The organism is Hymenobacter defluvii (assembly GCF_017589435.1).
Lineage (GTDB): Bacteria > Bacteroidota > Bacteroidia > Cytophagales > Hymenobacteraceae > Hymenobacter > Hymenobacter profundi.
In genome coordinates, this window is record NZ_JAGETX010000007.1 from 93,876 (window position 1) to 110,142 (window position 16,267).

General features: G+C 55.4%; 14 protein-coding genes. 6 read left to right on the forward strand and 8 right to left on the reverse strand.

Annotation, left to right across the window (positions count from 1 at the left end):
- Window positions 1-14 precede the first annotated feature (14 nt).
- Together J4D97_RS13705 and J4D97_RS13710 are read right to left on the reverse strand one after the other, a co-directional pair.
- Complete coding sequence (locus J4D97_RS13705; protein WP_185282846.1) at window positions 15-1,949, reverse strand: fumarate reductase/succinate dehydrogenase flavoprotein subunit; 1,935 nt, start codon at window positions 1,947-1,949, stop codon at window positions 15-17.
- Entirely contained in the window at window positions 1,949-2,686 is a 738-nt protein-coding gene (locus J4D97_RS13710) for a succinate dehydrogenase cytochrome b subunit (RefSeq protein WP_185282847.1), read from the reverse strand. The genes J4D97_RS13705 and J4D97_RS13710 overlap by 1 nt, the downstream gene beginning before the upstream one ends.
- A 235-nt stretch (window positions 2,687-2,921) precedes the next feature.
- Between J4D97_RS13710 and J4D97_RS13715 the strand changes: the two genes are divergently transcribed.
- From J4D97_RS13715 to fabD, 3 genes are all read left to right on the forward strand, one after another.
- Window positions 2,922-5,744, forward strand: a complete 2,823-nt coding sequence (locus tag J4D97_RS13715) for a gliding motility-associated C-terminal domain-containing protein (protein ID WP_208308045.1) — start codon at window positions 2,922-2,924, stop codon at window positions 5,742-5,744.
- A gap of 68 nt (window positions 5,745-5,812) precedes the next feature.
- Window positions 5,813-6,175, forward strand: coding sequence for a hypothetical protein (locus J4D97_RS13720; protein WP_208308046.1), 363 nt, complete (start codon window positions 5,813-5,815; stop codon window positions 6,173-6,175).
- A 179-nt stretch (window positions 6,176-6,354) separates the two neighbouring features.
- On the forward strand, window positions 6,355-7,236 hold the full coding sequence (gene fabD / locus J4D97_RS13725) for an ACP S-malonyltransferase (protein WP_208308047.1): 882 nt from the start codon (window positions 6,355-6,357) through the stop codon (window positions 7,234-7,236).
- A 201-nt stretch (window positions 7,237-7,437) separates the two neighbouring features.
- Here the strand turns inward: fabD and J4D97_RS13730 are convergent, their stop codons facing one another.
- From J4D97_RS13730 to J4D97_RS13745, 4 genes are all read right to left on the reverse strand, one after another.
- Complete coding sequence (locus J4D97_RS13730; RefSeq protein ID WP_208308048.1) at window positions 7,438-7,857, reverse strand: hypothetical protein; 420 nt, start codon at window positions 7,855-7,857, stop codon at window positions 7,438-7,440.
- A gap of 206 nt (window positions 7,858-8,063) precedes the next feature.
- The gene (folK, locus tag J4D97_RS13735) at window positions 8,064-8,552 is read right to left on the reverse strand and encodes a 2-amino-4-hydroxy-6-hydroxymethyldihydropteridine diphosphokinase (protein WP_208308049.1); all 489 of its coding nucleotides are present in this window, start codon (window positions 8,550-8,552) and stop codon (window positions 8,064-8,066) included.
- 90 nt (window positions 8,553-8,642) lie between these two features.
- Window positions 8,643-9,503: an alpha/beta hydrolase family protein gene (locus J4D97_RS13740; protein WP_208308050.1), complete on the reverse strand. Its 861-nt coding sequence runs from the start codon at window positions 9,501-9,503 to the stop codon at window positions 8,643-8,645.
- A gap of 41 nt (window positions 9,504-9,544) precedes the next feature.
- Complete coding sequence (locus J4D97_RS13745; RefSeq protein WP_208308051.1) at window positions 9,545-9,919, reverse strand: DMT family protein; 375 nt, start codon at window positions 9,917-9,919, stop codon at window positions 9,545-9,547.
- 152 nt (window positions 9,920-10,071) lie between these two features.
- Here J4D97_RS13745 and J4D97_RS13750 point away from each other — a divergent pair, with 152 nt between their 5' ends.
- Window positions 10,072-11,052, forward strand: a complete 981-nt coding sequence (locus J4D97_RS13750) for a polyprenyl synthetase family protein (protein ID WP_185282854.1) — start codon at window positions 10,072-10,074, stop codon at window positions 11,050-11,052.
- A gap of 163 nt (window positions 11,053-11,215) precedes the next feature.
- Here the strand turns inward: J4D97_RS13750 and J4D97_RS13755 are convergent, their stop codons facing one another.
- On the reverse strand, window positions 11,216-11,542 hold the full coding sequence (locus tag J4D97_RS13755; protein WP_185282855.1) for a hypothetical protein: 327 nt from the start codon (window positions 11,540-11,542) through the stop codon (window positions 11,216-11,218).
- A gap of 152 nt (window positions 11,543-11,694) precedes the next feature.
- Here J4D97_RS13755 and J4D97_RS13760 point away from each other — a divergent pair, with 152 nt between their 5' ends.
- Window positions 11,695-12,285, forward strand: coding sequence for a GNAT family N-acetyltransferase (locus tag J4D97_RS13760; protein WP_208308052.1), 591 nt, complete (start codon window positions 11,695-11,697; stop codon window positions 12,283-12,285).
- Window positions 12,286-12,373: 88 nt separating this feature from the next.
- On the opposite strand, the gene J4D97_RS13765 is transcribed toward J4D97_RS13760, so the two are convergent.
- Window positions 12,374-13,660, reverse strand: coding sequence for a TlpA disulfide reductase family protein (locus J4D97_RS13765; protein ID WP_208308053.1), 1,287 nt, complete (start codon window positions 13,658-13,660; stop codon window positions 12,374-12,376).
- A gap of 168 nt (window positions 13,661-13,828) precedes the next feature.
- On the opposite strand from J4D97_RS13765, the gene J4D97_RS13770 reads away from it, so the two are divergent.
- Window positions 13,829-16,135: an aconitate hydratase gene (locus J4D97_RS13770; protein ID WP_185282858.1), complete on the forward strand. Its 2,307-nt coding sequence runs from the start codon at window positions 13,829-13,831 to the stop codon at window positions 16,133-16,135.
- Window positions 16,136-16,267 lie beyond the last annotated feature (132 nt).

Consider the following 16,267-nt stretch of genomic DNA (forward strand, 5'->3'; position numbering starts at 1 on the left):
TAACAGCTCGAAAATTACTTATAGCTGCGTTGCGTGAGCTTCACGTTCTCAAACTGCAACTCCTCTTTGTTTAGTTTCTCCGGCTGATTTTCGCCTTGGTATTCCCAAGCCGCCACGTATGCGTAGTCGTCGTCGTTGCGAAGCGCCTCGCCTTCCGGCGTCTGGTACTCCTCGCGGAAGTGACCACCGCAGCTTTCGTTGCGGTCCAGGGCGTCGTCCACCATCAACTCGCCCAGCTCAATGAAGTCGGCTACACGGCCGGCACTCTCCAGGGTTTGGTTGAGGTCAGCATTTACGCCAACTACTTTCAGGTCAGACCAGAACTCGCGCTTCAGCTTCTGAATTTCGGCCTTTGCATGACGTAGACCTTCGGCAGAGCGAGCCATACCGCAGTACTCCCACATAATATGGCCTAGAGCTTTGTGGAATTCGGTAGGCGTGCGCGTGCCGTTGATGCTCATCAGCTGATCGATGCGCGCCCGTACACCGGCTTCGGCTTCCGCAAAGGCGGGGTCCTGCGTGGTAACGGGGGTTGGCGGCGTTTTAGCTAGGTAGTCACCAATGGTGTAAGGAATAACGAAGTAGCCATCAGCCAGGCCTTGCATCAGTGCCGAAGCACCGAGGCGGTTGGCGCCATGGTCGGAGAAGTTACATTCACCGGCCGCGTACAAGCCGGGTACCGTGGTTTGCAGGTTATAGTCTACCCACAGGCCACCCATAGTGTAGTGCACAGCAGGGTAGATGCGCATGGGAAGCTCATACGGATTCTCACCCGTAATCTTCTCATACATCTCGAACAGGTTACCGTATTTAGCGGCTACCCAGTCGGCACCGTTGCGCTTGATGCTGTCGGCAAAGTCGAGGTACACAGCCAAGCCCGTAGAACCTACGCCACGGCCTTCGTCGCACATCAGTTTGGCGTTGCGCGAGGCTACGTCACGGGGCACTAGGTTACCGAAAGCAGGATACTTACGCTCTAGGAAGTAGTCACGGTCGGCTTCTTTGATATCGGCCACGCGAATCTCGCCCTTGCGCAAACGCTCGGCAACAGACTTCTCTTTAGGCACCCACACACGCCCATCGTTACGCAACGACTCCGACATTAGTGTCAGCTTCGACTGGTAGTCGCCCGATACAGGGATACAGGTAGGGTGAATCTGCGTGAAGCAGGGGTTGGCAAAGAAAGCGCCTTTTTTGTGAGCGCGCCATGCTGCCGTTACGTTGCAATACTTAGCGTTGGTGCTCAGGTAGAACACGTTCCCGTAACCACCTGTTGCCAAAATAACAGCGTGAGCAGCGTGCGTTTCGATGTCGCCGGTAATCAGATTGCGCGTCACGATGCCGCGGGCCTTGCCGTCTACTACCACCAAATCCAGCATTTCGGAGCGGGTGTACATCTTCACCTTACCGTAGGCAATCTGGCGGCTCAGGGCCGAGTAGGCACCCAATAGCAACTGCTGTCCAGTCTGGCCACGGGCGTAGAACGTGCGCGACACCTGTGCACCACCAAACGAGCGGTTAGCCAGCAGCCCGCCATACTCGCGGGCGAACGGCACACCTTGCGCCACGCACTGGTCAATGATGTTCACCGATACCTGCGCCAGGCGGTATACGTTAGCTTCACGGGAGCGGTAGTCGCCACCCTTTACGGTGTCGTAGAACAGACGGAATACAGAGTCACCGTCGTTCTGGTAGTTTTTGGCAGCGTTGATACCTCCCTGCGCGGCAATGCTGTGCGCACGCCGGGGCGAGTCGTGGAAGGAAAAGGCTTTTACGTTATAGCCTAGCTCGGCTAGGGAAGCCGCAGCCGATGCACCCGCCAAGCCAGTACCTACGATGATGATATCGTATTTACGCTTGTTGGCAGGGTTGACCAGCTTAACATCAAACTTATGCTTGTCCCACTTTTCGCCTATAGGGCCTTCGGGAATTTTTGAGTCCGGGAACATTACTTCAGCGCTAGGTTAATGGAATCAACCAAGGGTGCTACCGCCGAAAGCGGTTCGCCCTGTTCGTTGGTGAAGAAGAAAAAGTACAGCGGCATAATAGCGAAACCTAAGCAAACAATGATTGAAAAGGCGTAGCCAATAACCTCAATGGCAGGTGTATACTTGCGGTGGTTGAGCCCCAGCGTTTGGAAGGCGCTCTTAAAGCCGTGTAACAGATGGTAGCACAAGGCTACCTGTGCCAGCACGTACAGGGCCACGTACCACCACTGGTGAAACGAGCTTACTACTAGTGTGTACAAGTCATCATTGTTGTTGATGTCTGGATCCAGCTCACCGAAGCGGGCCCGGTAGAAGAAGTTGTACAAGTGCACTAACAGGAAAACGAGAATGATAGTGCCCAACAAACTCATGTTGCGCGACTGCCATCTACTGTTCTGCTCGGAGTGGTTTGACACGTATGCAACACTACGAGCACTTCTGTTGCGGCTGAACAGTGCCCAAGCCTCATAAATATGGAAGCCGAAGCCCAGTAGCAGCACCCACTCTACGGTGCGGATAACGGGGTTCGTTCCCATGAAGTGGGAATAGATGTTGAAGGCAACGCCGTCATCATGCTTAAATAGTTGCAGGTTGCCAATCAAGTGGACAACAAGGAAGGAGCACAGGAACAAGCCCGTGATGGCCACAATGATTTTGCGACCGATGCTGCTGGAAAATGTTTTACTAATCCAACTCATTTAGAAGCTGCGAAATGGTTTGCGAAGGTGATTCAATTGCAACGGCCAAAGGTACACCCCGACCTACTAGGAAACAATCTAGATAGGGGTTTCGTCGTTCATGAATCTATCCGGTGCTACCGCCGTTAGAACCCTAAAACCATTTGGCAACACTAACGGTCCTAGATTTGTTGGTTTTCCACCGGATTTTTCCTGATATTCTCCTACTCTTATTCCCGCTCTCTAAGTTCACTATATGAACCTTCCGCTACTCTGCTGGGGCCGCAGGCTATTTCTGGGGCTTACATTGGCTTTCCTGCTGTTGCTGGGTCTGGTGCCGCGCGCGCAAGGCTCTCACATCCGGGCCGGCGACATTCAGGCGAAGTCCGATACCACGGCTGCCCGCAACCCGCGCCGCATCTTCTTCAAGATGATTCTGTATACTGCTCGTAGTTCACCGGTGAAGCAGGAAAGCGCGACTTTTTTCTTTGGCGATGGCACCAATATTCAAAACGTGCCTCGTACGGGGTTTGCGCAAGTTTCTGCTGATACGGACATCAACGTTTTCTACTTCGAGCACACGTATAATGCGCTCGGTCAGTATGATGTGAGCTTTGTGGGTGAACTGCGTAAGGCCAATATCTTGAATATGTCGCCTCCCACGGATAGATACGAGTTCTACATCGCCACTCGCATTACAATTGACCCTGCTCTGGGTATCAACCGCGCCCCAGTTCTAACGGCGCCAGCCATTGACAAAGCAGCTACCAACCAAGTATATCTGCACAATCCAGCGGCCTATGATGCAGATGGAGACTCTCTTACGTATGAGTTAGCGCCTAGTCAGCGTACCGGATCTTTGGCAGATGACATTATTAAACTTTACAATAACATCGTTAGGCCTACTGATATACCTGGTTTTCAGTATCCTAATACGCGAGACGCACCCGGAGTTCAGGTGCCTTACGTGAATGCTACTGTTGGAGCTAAATCCATATTTCAAATAAATAGAAACACTGGCTTGCTGGTATGGAATGCCCCTAGCTCTAGTAGCGTAGGAGAATATAATACGCAGGTCATAGTAAAGGAATGGCGTCGTGTAGCAGGGGCAAGGCCGCGTTTGATTGGGCAGGTAATTCGGGATATGCAAATTATCGTAGAACCCAGTACCAACCTGCGCCCCGAAATAACGATTCCACGCGACATCTGCGTGGTAGCGGGTACGACAGTGAACGGCGCTGTGACGGCCACCGACCCCGACCGCAATCCGGTAGACCTGTTTGCTTACGGTGGAATTTTCCCACCGGCTACCTTCGGGCAAACGTCCCTTGGGCCACCCACAGCCAGGGGCACCTTCCAGTGGAATACGGAATGCAACGATGTGCGTCGTGACCCCTACCTGGTAACGTTTAAGGCACAGGACCGACCTGTTGGCGGCAATTCGCCCCTGATTGACGAGAAGGTGTGGAGCATTCGGGTAGTGGGGCCGCCGCCGCAGAATTTGCAGGCACAGCTCATCAGCGGTAGCGGAGCGCGGGCTACCCTTACTTGGGACCGATATATCTGCCAGCAGGCCAGCCAAATTCTGATTTTCCGCAAGGAAGGACCGTCGAATTTCAACCCCGATTCCTGTACCACAGGTATACCAGCGGGTCTGGGCTTTGTACAGGTAGGTGCGGTAGGGGCTAACCTTAGCTCGTTTGTGGATGACAATAACGGCCAGGGTTTACAACGAGGCAAAACCTATTGTTACCGCATTTACGCTGTGTTCCCGCTGCCCAAAGGCGGCGAGAGCATTGCCTCGGCCGAAGCCTGCGTAACCATCTCCGGCCGCTCGGCGCTGATGCGCAACGTAACGGTAGACCGCACTGACGCCAATGGGCAGATAACGGTACGGTGGTCGAAGCCGACCAGCAGCGCGGGCTTCACGGAGCCGGCCGGTTACCGGTTATTCCGGGCCACAGGGCAGAGTGCCAACCCTACCCAGCAGGTATATACGACCACCAATCTGAACGACACAGTGTTTGTGGATACCGGACTGAACACCGTTGGAACGGGCTACAACTACCGGCTGGAATTCTTTACAGCGGCATCTACTACCCCCGAGTCGGTAGGGCCGGCCAGCAGTGTGCTGCTCACTGGTAGACCCGACCAGGGTGCAGCCGGCAACGTGTTGAACTGGACATATAATGTGCCCTGGAACAACGCACTGCAACCAACCGTCATTTTCCGGCGCGAGCAGAACAGCACTACCTTCACGCAACTGGCTACCGTGACTGGCACTGCCACAGGCGGCACTTACACCGACCGGAGCGTGACATCGGGAGATACGTACTGCTACTACGTGCGGACCATTGGCTCATACAGCGGCGAGAATCTACCCAAAGACCTCGTCAACTTGAGCCAAGAACTGTGCATTCGGGCGGCACCTTGTACGCCGGTGCTCACGCTCCGCTCCCTGAACTGTGACAGCCTGAGTTCGGTAGGCTCAGCCTCGAACGTCGCTTTCCCGCCGGCGGACTTCACCTACACCAACCGCCTCACTTGGACGCTGGATAGCAACAACCCAGCGGGTTGCAACCCCAATGGCATTGTGTACTACCGTATCTTCTACCAAGCCACGGCCGATGCTCCTTTCGCGCTGATCGACTCGGTGACGACGATGAGCTACGTGCACCGCAACCTACCCTCCTCCGCCGGGTGCTACCAGGTGCAGGCCGTGGATAACATTGGGCAGCGCAGCAACCTCAGCAACCAGGCCTGCGCCGAGGACTGCTTATTCTTCCTGTTGCCCAACATCTTCACGCCCAACGGCGACGGTGTGAACGATACCTTCGTGCCGAAGATTTCCAGCCCCGTGCGGCGCATTACGTTCCGGGCGTTCAACCGCTGGGGCGTGAAGGTGTACGAAGGCAACCAGGACCCTCGCATCAACTGGAGTGGCGGTGGTAATGTGGGCGAAGGTAGCAGCACGCCACGCCTAGCCGATGGCATGTATTTCTACCAAGCCGAGGTAGAGTTTCTAGATTTCAACAATACCAAGCGCACCTACAAAGGCTGGGTGCAAATCAACCGCTAGCAGGCCTACCCTGCACGAAGCAAAAGGAGCAGGCCGGCTGGTCTGCTCCTTTTGTTTTTCTTTGCGGTATGATGAAGACGATTCCTGCCCTTCTGATAGGCTTTGGGTGCACGCTTGGCAGCTGCCAGCGCACCCAGGATACCCCTACCACCGATGCTATAGCTGCTGATTCGGCAGCGGCGCCCGCTACTGCAACCATGCCGAATACATCCGTTGGTACCGAAGCGGCCGCCCGTACTGCTGTCCGCGACTACGTGCAGGAGCTACCCAACCGCGCCGTGTACCAAGTCGATTCGGCTAGCGTGGTGGAGTCCGACGCGCAGTTTCAGGTGCTGGTGCCCCGCACCGATTGGGCTGGCCGCATGCCCAACAAAGCTGCGTTCAACGTGGACAAGCAAACCGGCGTCGTGACGGTGCAGCCCGTGAAATAAGCCGTCAAGAAGACCATACGAGCTACATAAACCGTCATTTCGAACGCCGTGAGAAATCTCGCTCGTGAGTAATGATTTGACGTTTGAGATTACCGTTGCACGCGAGATTTCTCACGGCGTTCGAAATGACGGACTATACAGCTAATCAAATCAACAACCCAATCCCACCTTTCTACCGAATGAAGGCAGTAATTTTCCCTGGCCAAGGCAGCCAATTCAGCGGCATGGGCCGCGACTTGTACGAGCAGCACGACGAGGCCAAGGCTCTCATGACCCAGGCCAACGACATTCTGGGTTTCTCGCTCACCGACATCATGTTCTCCGGTTCCGACGAGGACTTGCGCCGCACCGACGTTACCCAGCCTGCTATTTTCCTGCACTCCGTGGTGCAAGCGGCCGTGCTACCTGGCCTCCAGCCCGACATGGTAGCCGGGCACTCGCTGGGCGAATTTTCGGCCCTGGTTGCCGCCAAAGTGCTAACGTTTGCCGATGCGCTGCGGCTGGTAGCCCAGCGCGCCCAGGCCATGCAGGCCGCCTGCCAGGAGCAGCCCGGCACCATGGCCGCCATCCTCGGCCTCGACGATGACACTACCGTGCGCATCTGCCAGGAAATTACGGATGCCGGCAACGTGGTCGTAGCCGCCAACTTCAACTGCCCCGGCCAACTGGTGATTTCCGGCTCGCAACGCGGTATTGAGTTGGCGTGCGAGCAACTGAAAGCCGCCGGTGCCAAGCGTGCCCTACCCCTGCCGGTAGGCGGAGCCTTTCACTCCCCGCTGATGCAGTCGGCCGAAGCAGCACTGGCCGAGGCCATCGAGAAAACGACCTTCTCGCCTGGCATCTGCCCCATCTATCAAAATGTGGACGCCGCCCCCCACACCAACCCCGACGAAATTCGCCAGAACCTAGTACGCCAGCTCACTGCCCCCGTCCGTTGGACCCAGAGCGTACAACGCATGGCCCAAGACGGCGCCACCGAATTCATAGAGTGCGGCCCTGGTAAGGTGCTGCAAGGCCTGGTAAAGAAGATTGCGCCGACTGCGGCGGTGGCTTCGGTATAATACCTATTTATAAGAAACAGCCCGGCTCACCAGTATAATGCTGATGAGCCGGGCTGTTTTGTGTTTCTAACGGTTTGCATATGGCTTGTGGCAGTTTTAAAGCACTTTCTTGTCTACCGAGATCAAAGCTGGCTGCGGAGCGAAAACCTTGCTTGTAGCCATTCACCCGCCATAAGCTGTATGCGTTGTTGTGCTGCGTTTTTATTCCTTTTTCTTAAATGTTCTTTGTCGACCTTCACGTTCTAGAATTATCAACTTGTCGTCTGTGAGTTCTACAACTTCGTCAGTAATCACTTCGTAGTAGTCGCCATTTTCATCCTTTTTTGCGTGTCCTTTGTCAATTAGATACTGGGCAGCCATCTTATATGGCTTTTCGTAATAAAGCATTTGAATAATTGCTTTTTTCTTCTTGTCATAGTGCCACTTTCCCGTGTCTGTGTTCTGCGGTGTAAACTGCTTTGAATAAGTGCCGTCAGAGTTGTAAGTCAACAAAGGTCCTTTGGGAATTTCCCAACCTTGTTTGTCAAGTCCTGGCACATTATGGAAAATTGTGTCCACTTTATTGCCTTGAGCATCTCTTAGCTCGACAAATTCCCAAGTTCCAATAAGTTCAGTTTTCAATTCCCCTTTCTTGTTCGACTGTCCGAACGCAAAACTTGAAATGAAAATGGTTAATATAAATAGTAGTCTAATTCTTGTCATAGGGCCTTTTTTAAATGCAGCACAACATCTGCATTGACGAAGTACACAAACTTCGTCAATCGGCCTTTAGTCCGCAATAAACCTTCGTTAATACACCCAACTGTAGCTGTAATGACGAAGGCCTATCACAATACTATTCGTTCTACCCCCAACACATCCTCACACTCCACCAGCAATTCCGCTACCGTCCTACCCAACCCAGGATGAACTACCTCCGGCGCAATTTCCGCTAGCGGGACCAGCGCGAAGCGACGCTCCGGCAAGCGTGGGTGGGGCACTTGTAGGGTAGGGGTGTCGATGATTTCCTGCCCGTAGAGTAGAATGTCCACGTCCAGCGTGCGGGCGCCCCAGCGGATTTCGCGGGTGCGCCCGGCCTGCTGTTCCACCTGCTGGCAGGCGGTGAGCAGGGCATCGGGTGGAAGCGAGGTGGCCACTGCTATGGCTTGGTTCAAGAAAGCGGGTTGGTCGGCGAGGCCCCAGGCGGTCGTTTCGTAAAGGCCAGATTGCGCTACGATGGGGCCGGCCAACTGGTGCAGCTCCGCTACGGCTGTGCGCAGAATTTCCTGTCGATTGCCGAGGTTGCTGCCGAGTAGAAGGTAGGCGAGGGTAGGCATAGGTAGGGGCGCGTTGCACGCGCCTGTGGCGTTAGGAAGGTTATTTCTTGCATGCAATACCGTTCAACGACAGGCGCATGCAAGGCGCCCCTACCGTAGAAAAGCAATGGTTTCGTCGGCTACGCGCTGGGCGTCGGTGGGTAGGCCGTTTTCCTCCCAAGGGTGCCGGCCGCCGAATACGTGGTTGGCGCCGGGCACTATTACCAGTTTAGCGCGCGGCTGCCAATCTTGTAAATCGTGGGCCATGCGTACGGGTAGGGTTTCGTCTTGGTCGCCGTGGAGCAGGAGTAGGGGCTGGCGCAGGGTGCGCACCAGGGTAGGGATATCGAGGCGAACCTTGTTGCGCTGGTAATCCTCAGCTAGCTGGTAGTAGAGCGGCATGCGCTGGCCGGTGCGGGCATTGTCAATGTATTGCACGCCGTCGGCCTGCCAGCGCTGCATCAGGTCGGGGCTCCAACGCTGGTCGATGTCGTTGATGGCGGCCCAGCCGACCACGGCTGTCACGCGGGCGTCTTCGGCGGCTTTCAGCAACACTAGCCCGCCGCCGCGGCTGTGACCGATGAGGGCTAGGCGCGACAGATCCAGTTCGGCGGGGGGTAGGGGCGTGGCGCCGGGCGTGTACAGCGCGTCGAGCAGGGCGCCCAAGTCGTCTAGTTCCAGGCTGAAGTTGTTGTGTCCGAAGGCCTCCATATCCTCCAAATCGCCGCTGCCGCCTACCACCACGCCATTGTGCGAAAGGTTCAGCTTGATGAATACAAAGCCTTGTTGGGCAAAGTAATCGGCCAATACGTTGAAGTGGCCCCAGTCTTTGAAGCCCTTGAATCCGTGCACAAACACTACCACCGGCTTGGCTTGCCCATCGGGCAGGTAGCGGGCATCGGCCGCAAACGGGCGCGTGTGGTTGGGGTTACGGAGTAGAAAATCGGTGGAAATGGGAGTAGAAGAAGCCATAAAAGCGAAGGTACACTACAACCAATCAACGAGGCAGTAGCTCACCATTTTTTGAAAATGACATAGACGGCCGCTATCAGCAGCGCAAAGCCTACCATATGGTTCCAGCCTAGCTTATCAGTTTTAAAGACGAAGACCGCGCACAACGTAAAGACAGTGAGCGTTATGACTTCTTGTATCACTTTGAGCTGAAACAGACTGAACGGCCCGCCATTCTCTACAAAGCCCAGGCGGTTTGCTGGCACCTGAAAAATATACTCAAACAAGGCTAATCCCCAGCTCACCAAAATTACGCCTGCCAGTCCCAATTTGGCGAACCAGGGCATTTTCTTGAACAAATGCAGGTGGCCGTACCAAGCAAATGTCATAAACAGGTTGGAGATTGTGAGCAGCACAAGAGAGGCAATACCGCGCATAAAACCAAGGAGAAGGAGGGGAGTGAACCAACAAAGGGGGGCTTGTGGCTGCACTGCGCTGCCTCGGCGGTACTCATACGAATGTAATGGTAGAGAAAGGCACAATATCTCATCGTTTTTCACCGTATCATTGCAGCGCCCAATTTGCCCGCATGAAAGTAACCCTGGACGAAATACAAGCCCCTATTGCGGGCGAGATGGTAGAGTTTGAACACAAGTTCCGCCAGTCCATGAAGTCCAATGTCCTGCTACTGGACAAGATCATGGGCTACATCGTGAAGCGCAAGGGCAAGCAGATTCGGCCGATGTTTGTGTTCTTCTCGGCCAAAATCTGTGGCGGCGACCCACTGCCCGAGGCTACCTTCCGCGGGGCGGCCCTCATCGAGTTGTTACACACCGCTACCTTAGTGCATGATGATGTAGTGGATGAATCGAACTACCGGCGCGGGTTCTTCTCCATCAACGCACTCTGGAAGAATAAGATAGCCGTATTGGTAGGCGACTACCTCCTCAGCAAGGGCCTGCTGCTCAGCCTCGAAAACGACGACTACGCTCTGCTCAAAATCGTGAGCAATGCCGTGCGCGAGCTAAGCGAGGGCGAGCTGCTGCAAATCGAAAAAGCCCGCCGCCTCGACATCACCGAGGACGTGTACTTCGACATCATTCGCCAAAAAACTGCCTCGCTGATTGCTTCTTGCTGCGCCGTAGGCGCATCTTCGGCCGGCGCCGATGCCGCTACTATTGAGCAAGCCCGCTTGTTCGGCGAGAAGGTAGGCATCGCCTTTCAAATCAAAGACGACTTGTTCGACTACGGCACGGCCGAAATCGGCAAGCCGGTGGGCATCGATATCAAAGAGAAAAAGATGACGCTGCCACTCATCTACGCCCTGCAACAAGCCGACTGGCTCACCAAACGCCGGGTTATCTACAACGTCAAAAACAACGACGGCCGTAAAGACCGCATCCAGGCCGTTATCGACTTCGTGAAGAAATCCGGTGGCCTCGACTACGCCATCCAAACCATGCAGCGCTACCGCGACGAGGCGCTACAACTGCTCTACACGTTTCCGGCCTCGCCGGCCCGCACATCGTTGGAACAGCTGATTAACTACACCATCGAGCGGGAAAAATAACTGTTTAAACCACGGATTCACTCGGATTCCGCGGATTTTGTAAACGATTACAAACAGAAAGCGCTTGCCACTTGGCAAGCGCTTTCTGTTTTACATAAGTTCTAGATTTTTTACAAAATCCGTGGAATCCGACGAATCCGAGCGAATCCGTGGTTTAGACAGATTAACGCAGATCTTGCTCAGGCTCGGCCACCTGGTAGCTTACGGCGTCTGGGGCTACCTCGCTCACGTTGAACAATACGCCGTCAAACGTGCTGTCTACCATTAGCTCGTGGCGCATGCCGCAGTTGTGGCACTGGATTTCTTCGATTTCGTAGCCCTCGGCGGCTGTTTCGGGTTGGCCGGGGGTAGGGGCATCGGGAGCGGGCACGCCAATGAGGTCCGTGAATACTTCGGCGTGGCACTTGTTGCACTCAAATTTGAGGCCTACGGCGCGACCTTGCAGGTCGGAAAGGGAGGCACGCTCGTCGGCTTTTTGTTGAATCCACATAGGGAGGTTGGTTTGGTTTTGGAGTAAAAGGGCGGTATAGCTCTAGTGTACGCGCAGAAGGCCCTGTTAAGTTGCCCGAAACCGTATGATGACCGCCAAAGTGGCCAACGCAGCATTGGGAACAGACCAGAAGCATGTTATCTTGTCTGGTGATGACTTCAGCCTCCCTACCCCTCAGCCTACGGACGACGCCCCTACCCCTGGTGCCCCTCCTCGAAACGGCCGATCTGTATTTGCGTGCGCCCCAACCTACCGATTTGCCGGAAGCCGCCGCCATGCACGCCGACCCGGATTTTTATCGTTTTCTGGGCAACAAGCCCAACTCGGAAGAAGAGGTGTGGCGCCGTATGCTGGCGCAACTAGGACACTGGGCTATGCTGGGCTACGGCTCCTGGGCTATCGAGGAAAAAACTAGTGGCCGCTATATAGGCACAGTTGGTTTTTTCGATTTTCAGCGTGACCTCACGCCCTCGCTTAAAGGTACGCCAGAGGCAGGTTGGGTGCTGGCTCCGCACGTGCACGGCCGTGGCTACGGCTCGCAGGCGCTACATGCCGCACTGGCTTGGGCCGATGCGCAGCTACCAACAGGGCGTATCACCTGCATCATCGACCCCGATAATGCAGCCTCCTTGAATTTGGCGCGGAAATTTGGCTTCCGGGAGTTTGCCCGCACTACCTATCACAACGATACGATTGTTGTATTAGAGCGGCTGCGAGAAGATAAACGCCTTCCTATCGGGTAACAGGCAAAAGCAAAGCGCCCTGTCGCCCCACAGGAGAATCCCGCAGAGCGACAGGGCGCGCTATTTTCAGCTTAGACGGTGCTGTAACCTACTTTTCGGCCAGCAACTGATCAATGGTCTTGTTGAATTCGGCAATTTCCTGGTCGTAGTATTTGCCGGTGCCGGGGCCAGAGAATCCGGTATGAATCTTCCGTACTTCGCCCTTCTTATCCAGGAAAATGGTGGTAGGGAAGGCCAATACTTTTTCTATCTGGGGTAGTGATTTGGCAGCAGCATCTTTGTCGGCCACACCGGCCACAGCCACATCGTAGCCCACGTTGAAGCGCTGCTTCATTTTCAGCAGCTTCGCGGCGGCTTTCTGCTGGTCGGGCGTGCGCTCGTAGCCCAAGCCAATGATTTCGACGCCACGCTGCTTGTTTTTCTCGTACCAGGAGGCCAAGAAGTTGGTTTCATCCATGCAGTTGGGGCACCACGAGCCCAACAGTTGCACCACCACTACCTTGCCCTGGTATTTTGGGTCGGAAGGTGAAATGCTGCCGCCTTGCATGACGTTTGGGAACTTGAACGTCAGTTTTTTCTGCCCCGGTTTCATGCCCGCCAGCGAGTCGGCGTTGGGTAGTTTGGCGTTGGGGTCGAGGTTGGCCACCCAGGTTTCATGGCCGGTTTTGCCGGAGTAGAAGTCGCCTTGTAAGGTGCCATCTGCTTGCTTGGCCGCCGTAAACAGGAAGCCGTGGCTGCCATCGAAGGTAGAGAGGCGCAGTGTGTCGCCATTGGCCTGGCCCGCCAGGTAGCGGTAGTCGCCGGTAGTGGTTAGAAACGTGCCCGTTACATCATGGCCTTTTTGCTTGAATACGCCCACCGCAGGGTAAGAGTCCTCGGGCTTGTCGCCCCGGAACGTCACGCGCCAAGTACCATTAAAATCAGCCGGATTTGCCTGTTGCTTGCTGAAAAATAGCTGCTGGCCACCTAGCTGCGCTGTGAAAGGTATGCGGTAGGGCTCCTTGGCATCATACTTCACCCAAGCGCCCGTTAGCTGTCCGTCGCCGGCAGAGCGCACGACCAACGCCGCATCAAAAGCGCCGAGCCGGATGGTAGTAGAGTCGCCAGCGGTTGTGATTTCATCCAGTTTCAGGCGCTCTTCACCGTTGCGCAGGTACACCACGGGTTGGTTGGCCGTGTCGCGCTCTACCACAAACAAAAACGGAATCTGTTGCCCTTGGGCCGTAAGCTCCCCCCGCCACGGTCCTACCCGCAGGGGGGTAGAGGGTTCTTTGGCGGCAGAATCAGCGGCTGTACGGTCGCCAGAATTGGATGTGCAAGCGGCTATGGTGAGGGCAGTACCGGCGCCCAAAAGGAGCTTCTGAAAAACAGACATATTCTAAACAAGGTAAGGAATGAGTCAAAGCTAAACCACTACGCTAGTTAGTTGGTTTATAGACTAAGTTCCGGCGAAGATAAAGTTTGGGTAGCGCAACGCCCGGCAACTATATTTGCGTACCTATTAGGAAGTTTACCCTAGTTCACCTTTTCTCTTTTTTGCATTATGGCGTTTGACTTAGAAATGATTCAGGCCGTGTACGCCGGTATGGGCCAGCGCATCGAAGCCGCCCGTGCCGCCGTTGGCCGCCCGCTCACTTTGACCGAAAAAATCCTGTACGCTCACCTCTACGGCGGCGATGTAAAGCAGGCTTACGAGCGGGGCGTTTCCTACGTCGATTTCGCTCCCGACCGTGTGGCCATGCAGGACGCAACCGCCCAAATGGCGCTGCTCCAGTTCATGCAAGCCGGCAAAGCCAAGGCTGCTGTGCCCAGCACCGTACATTGCGACCACCTGATACAAGCCAAAGAAGGCGCTTCGGAAGACCTTGCTACGGCTAACAACGAAAACAAGGAAGTATACGATTTTCTGGCTTCGGTTTCCAATAAATACGGCATCGGCTTCTGGAAGCCCGGTGCTGGTATCATCCACCAAGTAGTACTGGAAAATTACGCCTTCCCCGGCGGTATGATGATCGGTACGGACTCGCACACGCCCAACGCGGGTGGCCTCGGCATGATTGCCATTGGGGTAGGCGGTGCCGACGCTGTAGACGTGATGGCCGGCATGGCCTGGGAGTTGAAATTCCCGAAAGTAATCGGCGTGAAACTGACCGGCAAGCTGTCGGGCTGGGCTTCTGCCAAAGACGTGATTTTGAAAGTGGCCGGTATCCTGACCGTGAAGGGCGGCACTGGCGCTATCGTAGAATACTTCGGTGAGGGTGCCGACAACCTGAGCTGCACCGGCAAAGGCACCATCTGCAACATGGGTGCTGAAATCGGGGCTACTACCTCGGTATTCGGCTACGATGATAAGATGGCCGACTACCTGCGCTCTACCGACCGTGCCGACGTGGCTGAGCTGGCCAACGGCATTCGTCAGCACCTGCGTGCCGACGATGAAGTGTACCAGGACTCGGAGAAGTATTTCGATCAACTGATTGAAATCAACCTGTCGGAGCTAGAGCCTTACGTGAACGGCCCGTTCACCCCGGACGCTGCCTGGCCAATTTCGCAGTTCGCTGCGGCCGTAAAAGAGTTTGGCTGGCCCGAGAAGTTGGAAGTAGGCCTGATTGGCTCCTGCACCAACTCCTCGTACGAAGACATCACCCGCGCGGCTTCCATAGCCCAGCAGGCTGTTGAAAAAGGTCTGTCGGTAAACGCCGAATTCACCGTAACGCCCGGCTCGGAGCAGGTGCGCTACACAGTAGCCCGCGACGGCCTCCTCGACACCTTCGCCCAGATGGGTGGTGTGGTGCTGGCCAACGCTTGCGGTCCGTGCATCGGGCAGTGGGCCCGCCACACCGACGACCCCAAGCGCAAGAACTCCATCATCACCTCGTTCAACCGCAACTTCGCTAAGCGCAACGACGGCAACCCGAACACGCACGCGTTTGTGGCCTCGCCCGAAATCGTGACGGCCTTCGCCATTGCCGGTGATTTGACGTTCAACCCCCTCACCGACACCCTACCTACCAAAGACGGCCAGCAAGTGAAGCTGGACGAGCCGATGGGTATTGAGCTGCCGGCTCAAGGCTTTGCTGTAGAGGACGCTGGTTTCCAGGCTCCTGCTGCTGACGGCTCGGGTGTGCAGGTTGTTGTTGATCCTACCTCGGAACGTCTGGAGTTGCTGGAGCCCTTCAAGGCTTGGGAAGGCACCGACCTGAAAGGGTTGCGCCTGCTCATCAAAGCCAAAGGCAAGTGCACCACCGACCACATTTCGATGGCTGGCCCATGGTTGAAATACCGTGGTCACCTAGACAACATCTCCAACAACATGCTTATCGGCGCTACCAACGCCTTCAACGACGAAACCAACTCGGTACGCGACTTCGTGGTACAAGGCGACGGTTACAACACCGTACCGCAGGCCGCTCGTAGCTACAAGAGCATGGGCATCGGCACGGTGGTAGTAGGCGACGAGAACTACGGCGAAGGTAGCTCGCGTGAGCACGCCGCTATGGAGCCCCGCCACTTGGGCGTGCGCGCCGTGATTGTGAAGTCGTTTGCCCGTATCCACGAGACCAACCTGAAGAAGCAGGGGATGCTGGCTCTCACGTTTGCCGATAAGAACGATTATGGTTTGGTTGAAGAAGCCGACACCATCGACATCCTCGGTCTGACGGACTTCCAGCCCGGCAAACCGTTGCAGGCTCGTCTGCACCACGCTGATGGCGACACCGACCTCATCACCCTCAATCATACCTACAACGAGGGACAGATTGCGTGGTTCAAAGCCGGTTCAGCCCTCAACCTGATCCGCTTGCAGGAGTCGGGCCAGGTGCCAACCGACACGGCTGGTAACTTGGTGTAACCAGTTGGTGTAGTTTGTTCTACATTGCAAAAGCCGCTTCTCTCATGTAGGGAAGCGGCTTTTTTGTGTTATGGAGGGTAGGAAGCACTGGTTACTTTTTGGCTGGAATCGTATGAAGGGAAAATCTCAACA

Excerpts from the sequence above, each read along its gene's own strand:
- J4D97_RS13705 (WP_185282846.1), bottom strand. The coding sequence starts at position 1,949 with ATGTTCCCGGACTCAAAAATTCCCGAAGGCCCTATAGGCGAAAAGTGG.
- J4D97_RS13710 (WP_185282847.1), bottom strand. The coding sequence starts at position 2,686 with ATGAGTTGGATTAGTAAAACATTTTCCAGCAGCATCGGTCGCAAAATC.
- J4D97_RS13715 (WP_208308045.1), top strand. The coding sequence starts at position 2,922 with ATGAACCTTCCGCTACTCTGCTGGGGCCGCAGGCTATTTCTGGGGCTT.
- J4D97_RS13720 (WP_208308046.1), top strand. The coding sequence starts at position 5,813 with ATGATGAAGACGATTCCTGCCCTTCTGATAGGCTTTGGGTGCACGCTT.
- fabD (WP_208308047.1), top strand. The coding sequence starts at position 6,355 with ATGAAGGCAGTAATTTTCCCTGGCCAAGGCAGCCAATTCAGCGGCATG.
- folK (WP_208308049.1), bottom strand. The coding sequence starts at position 8,552 with ATGCCTACCCTCGCCTACCTTCTACTCGGCAGCAACCTCGGCAATCGA.
- J4D97_RS13740 (WP_208308050.1), bottom strand. The coding sequence starts at position 9,503 with ATGGCTTCTTCTACTCCCATTTCCACCGATTTTCTACTCCGTAACCCC.
- J4D97_RS13745 (WP_208308051.1), bottom strand. The coding sequence starts at position 9,919 with ATGCGCGGTATTGCCTCTCTTGTGCTGCTCACAATCTCCAACCTGTTT.
- J4D97_RS13750 (WP_185282854.1), top strand. The coding sequence starts at position 10,072 with ATGAAAGTAACCCTGGACGAAATACAAGCCCCTATTGCGGGCGAGATG.
- J4D97_RS13755 (WP_185282855.1), bottom strand. The coding sequence starts at position 11,542 with ATGTGGATTCAACAAAAAGCCGACGAGCGTGCCTCCCTTTCCGACCTG.
- J4D97_RS13760 (WP_208308052.1), top strand. The coding sequence starts at position 11,695 with ATGACTTCAGCCTCCCTACCCCTCAGCCTACGGACGACGCCCCTACCC.
- J4D97_RS13765 (WP_208308053.1), bottom strand. The coding sequence starts at position 13,660 with ATGTCTGTTTTTCAGAAGCTCCTTTTGGGCGCCGGTACTGCCCTCACC.
- J4D97_RS13770 (WP_185282858.1), top strand. The coding sequence starts at position 13,829 with ATGGCGTTTGACTTAGAAATGATTCAGGCCGTGTACGCCGGTATGGGC.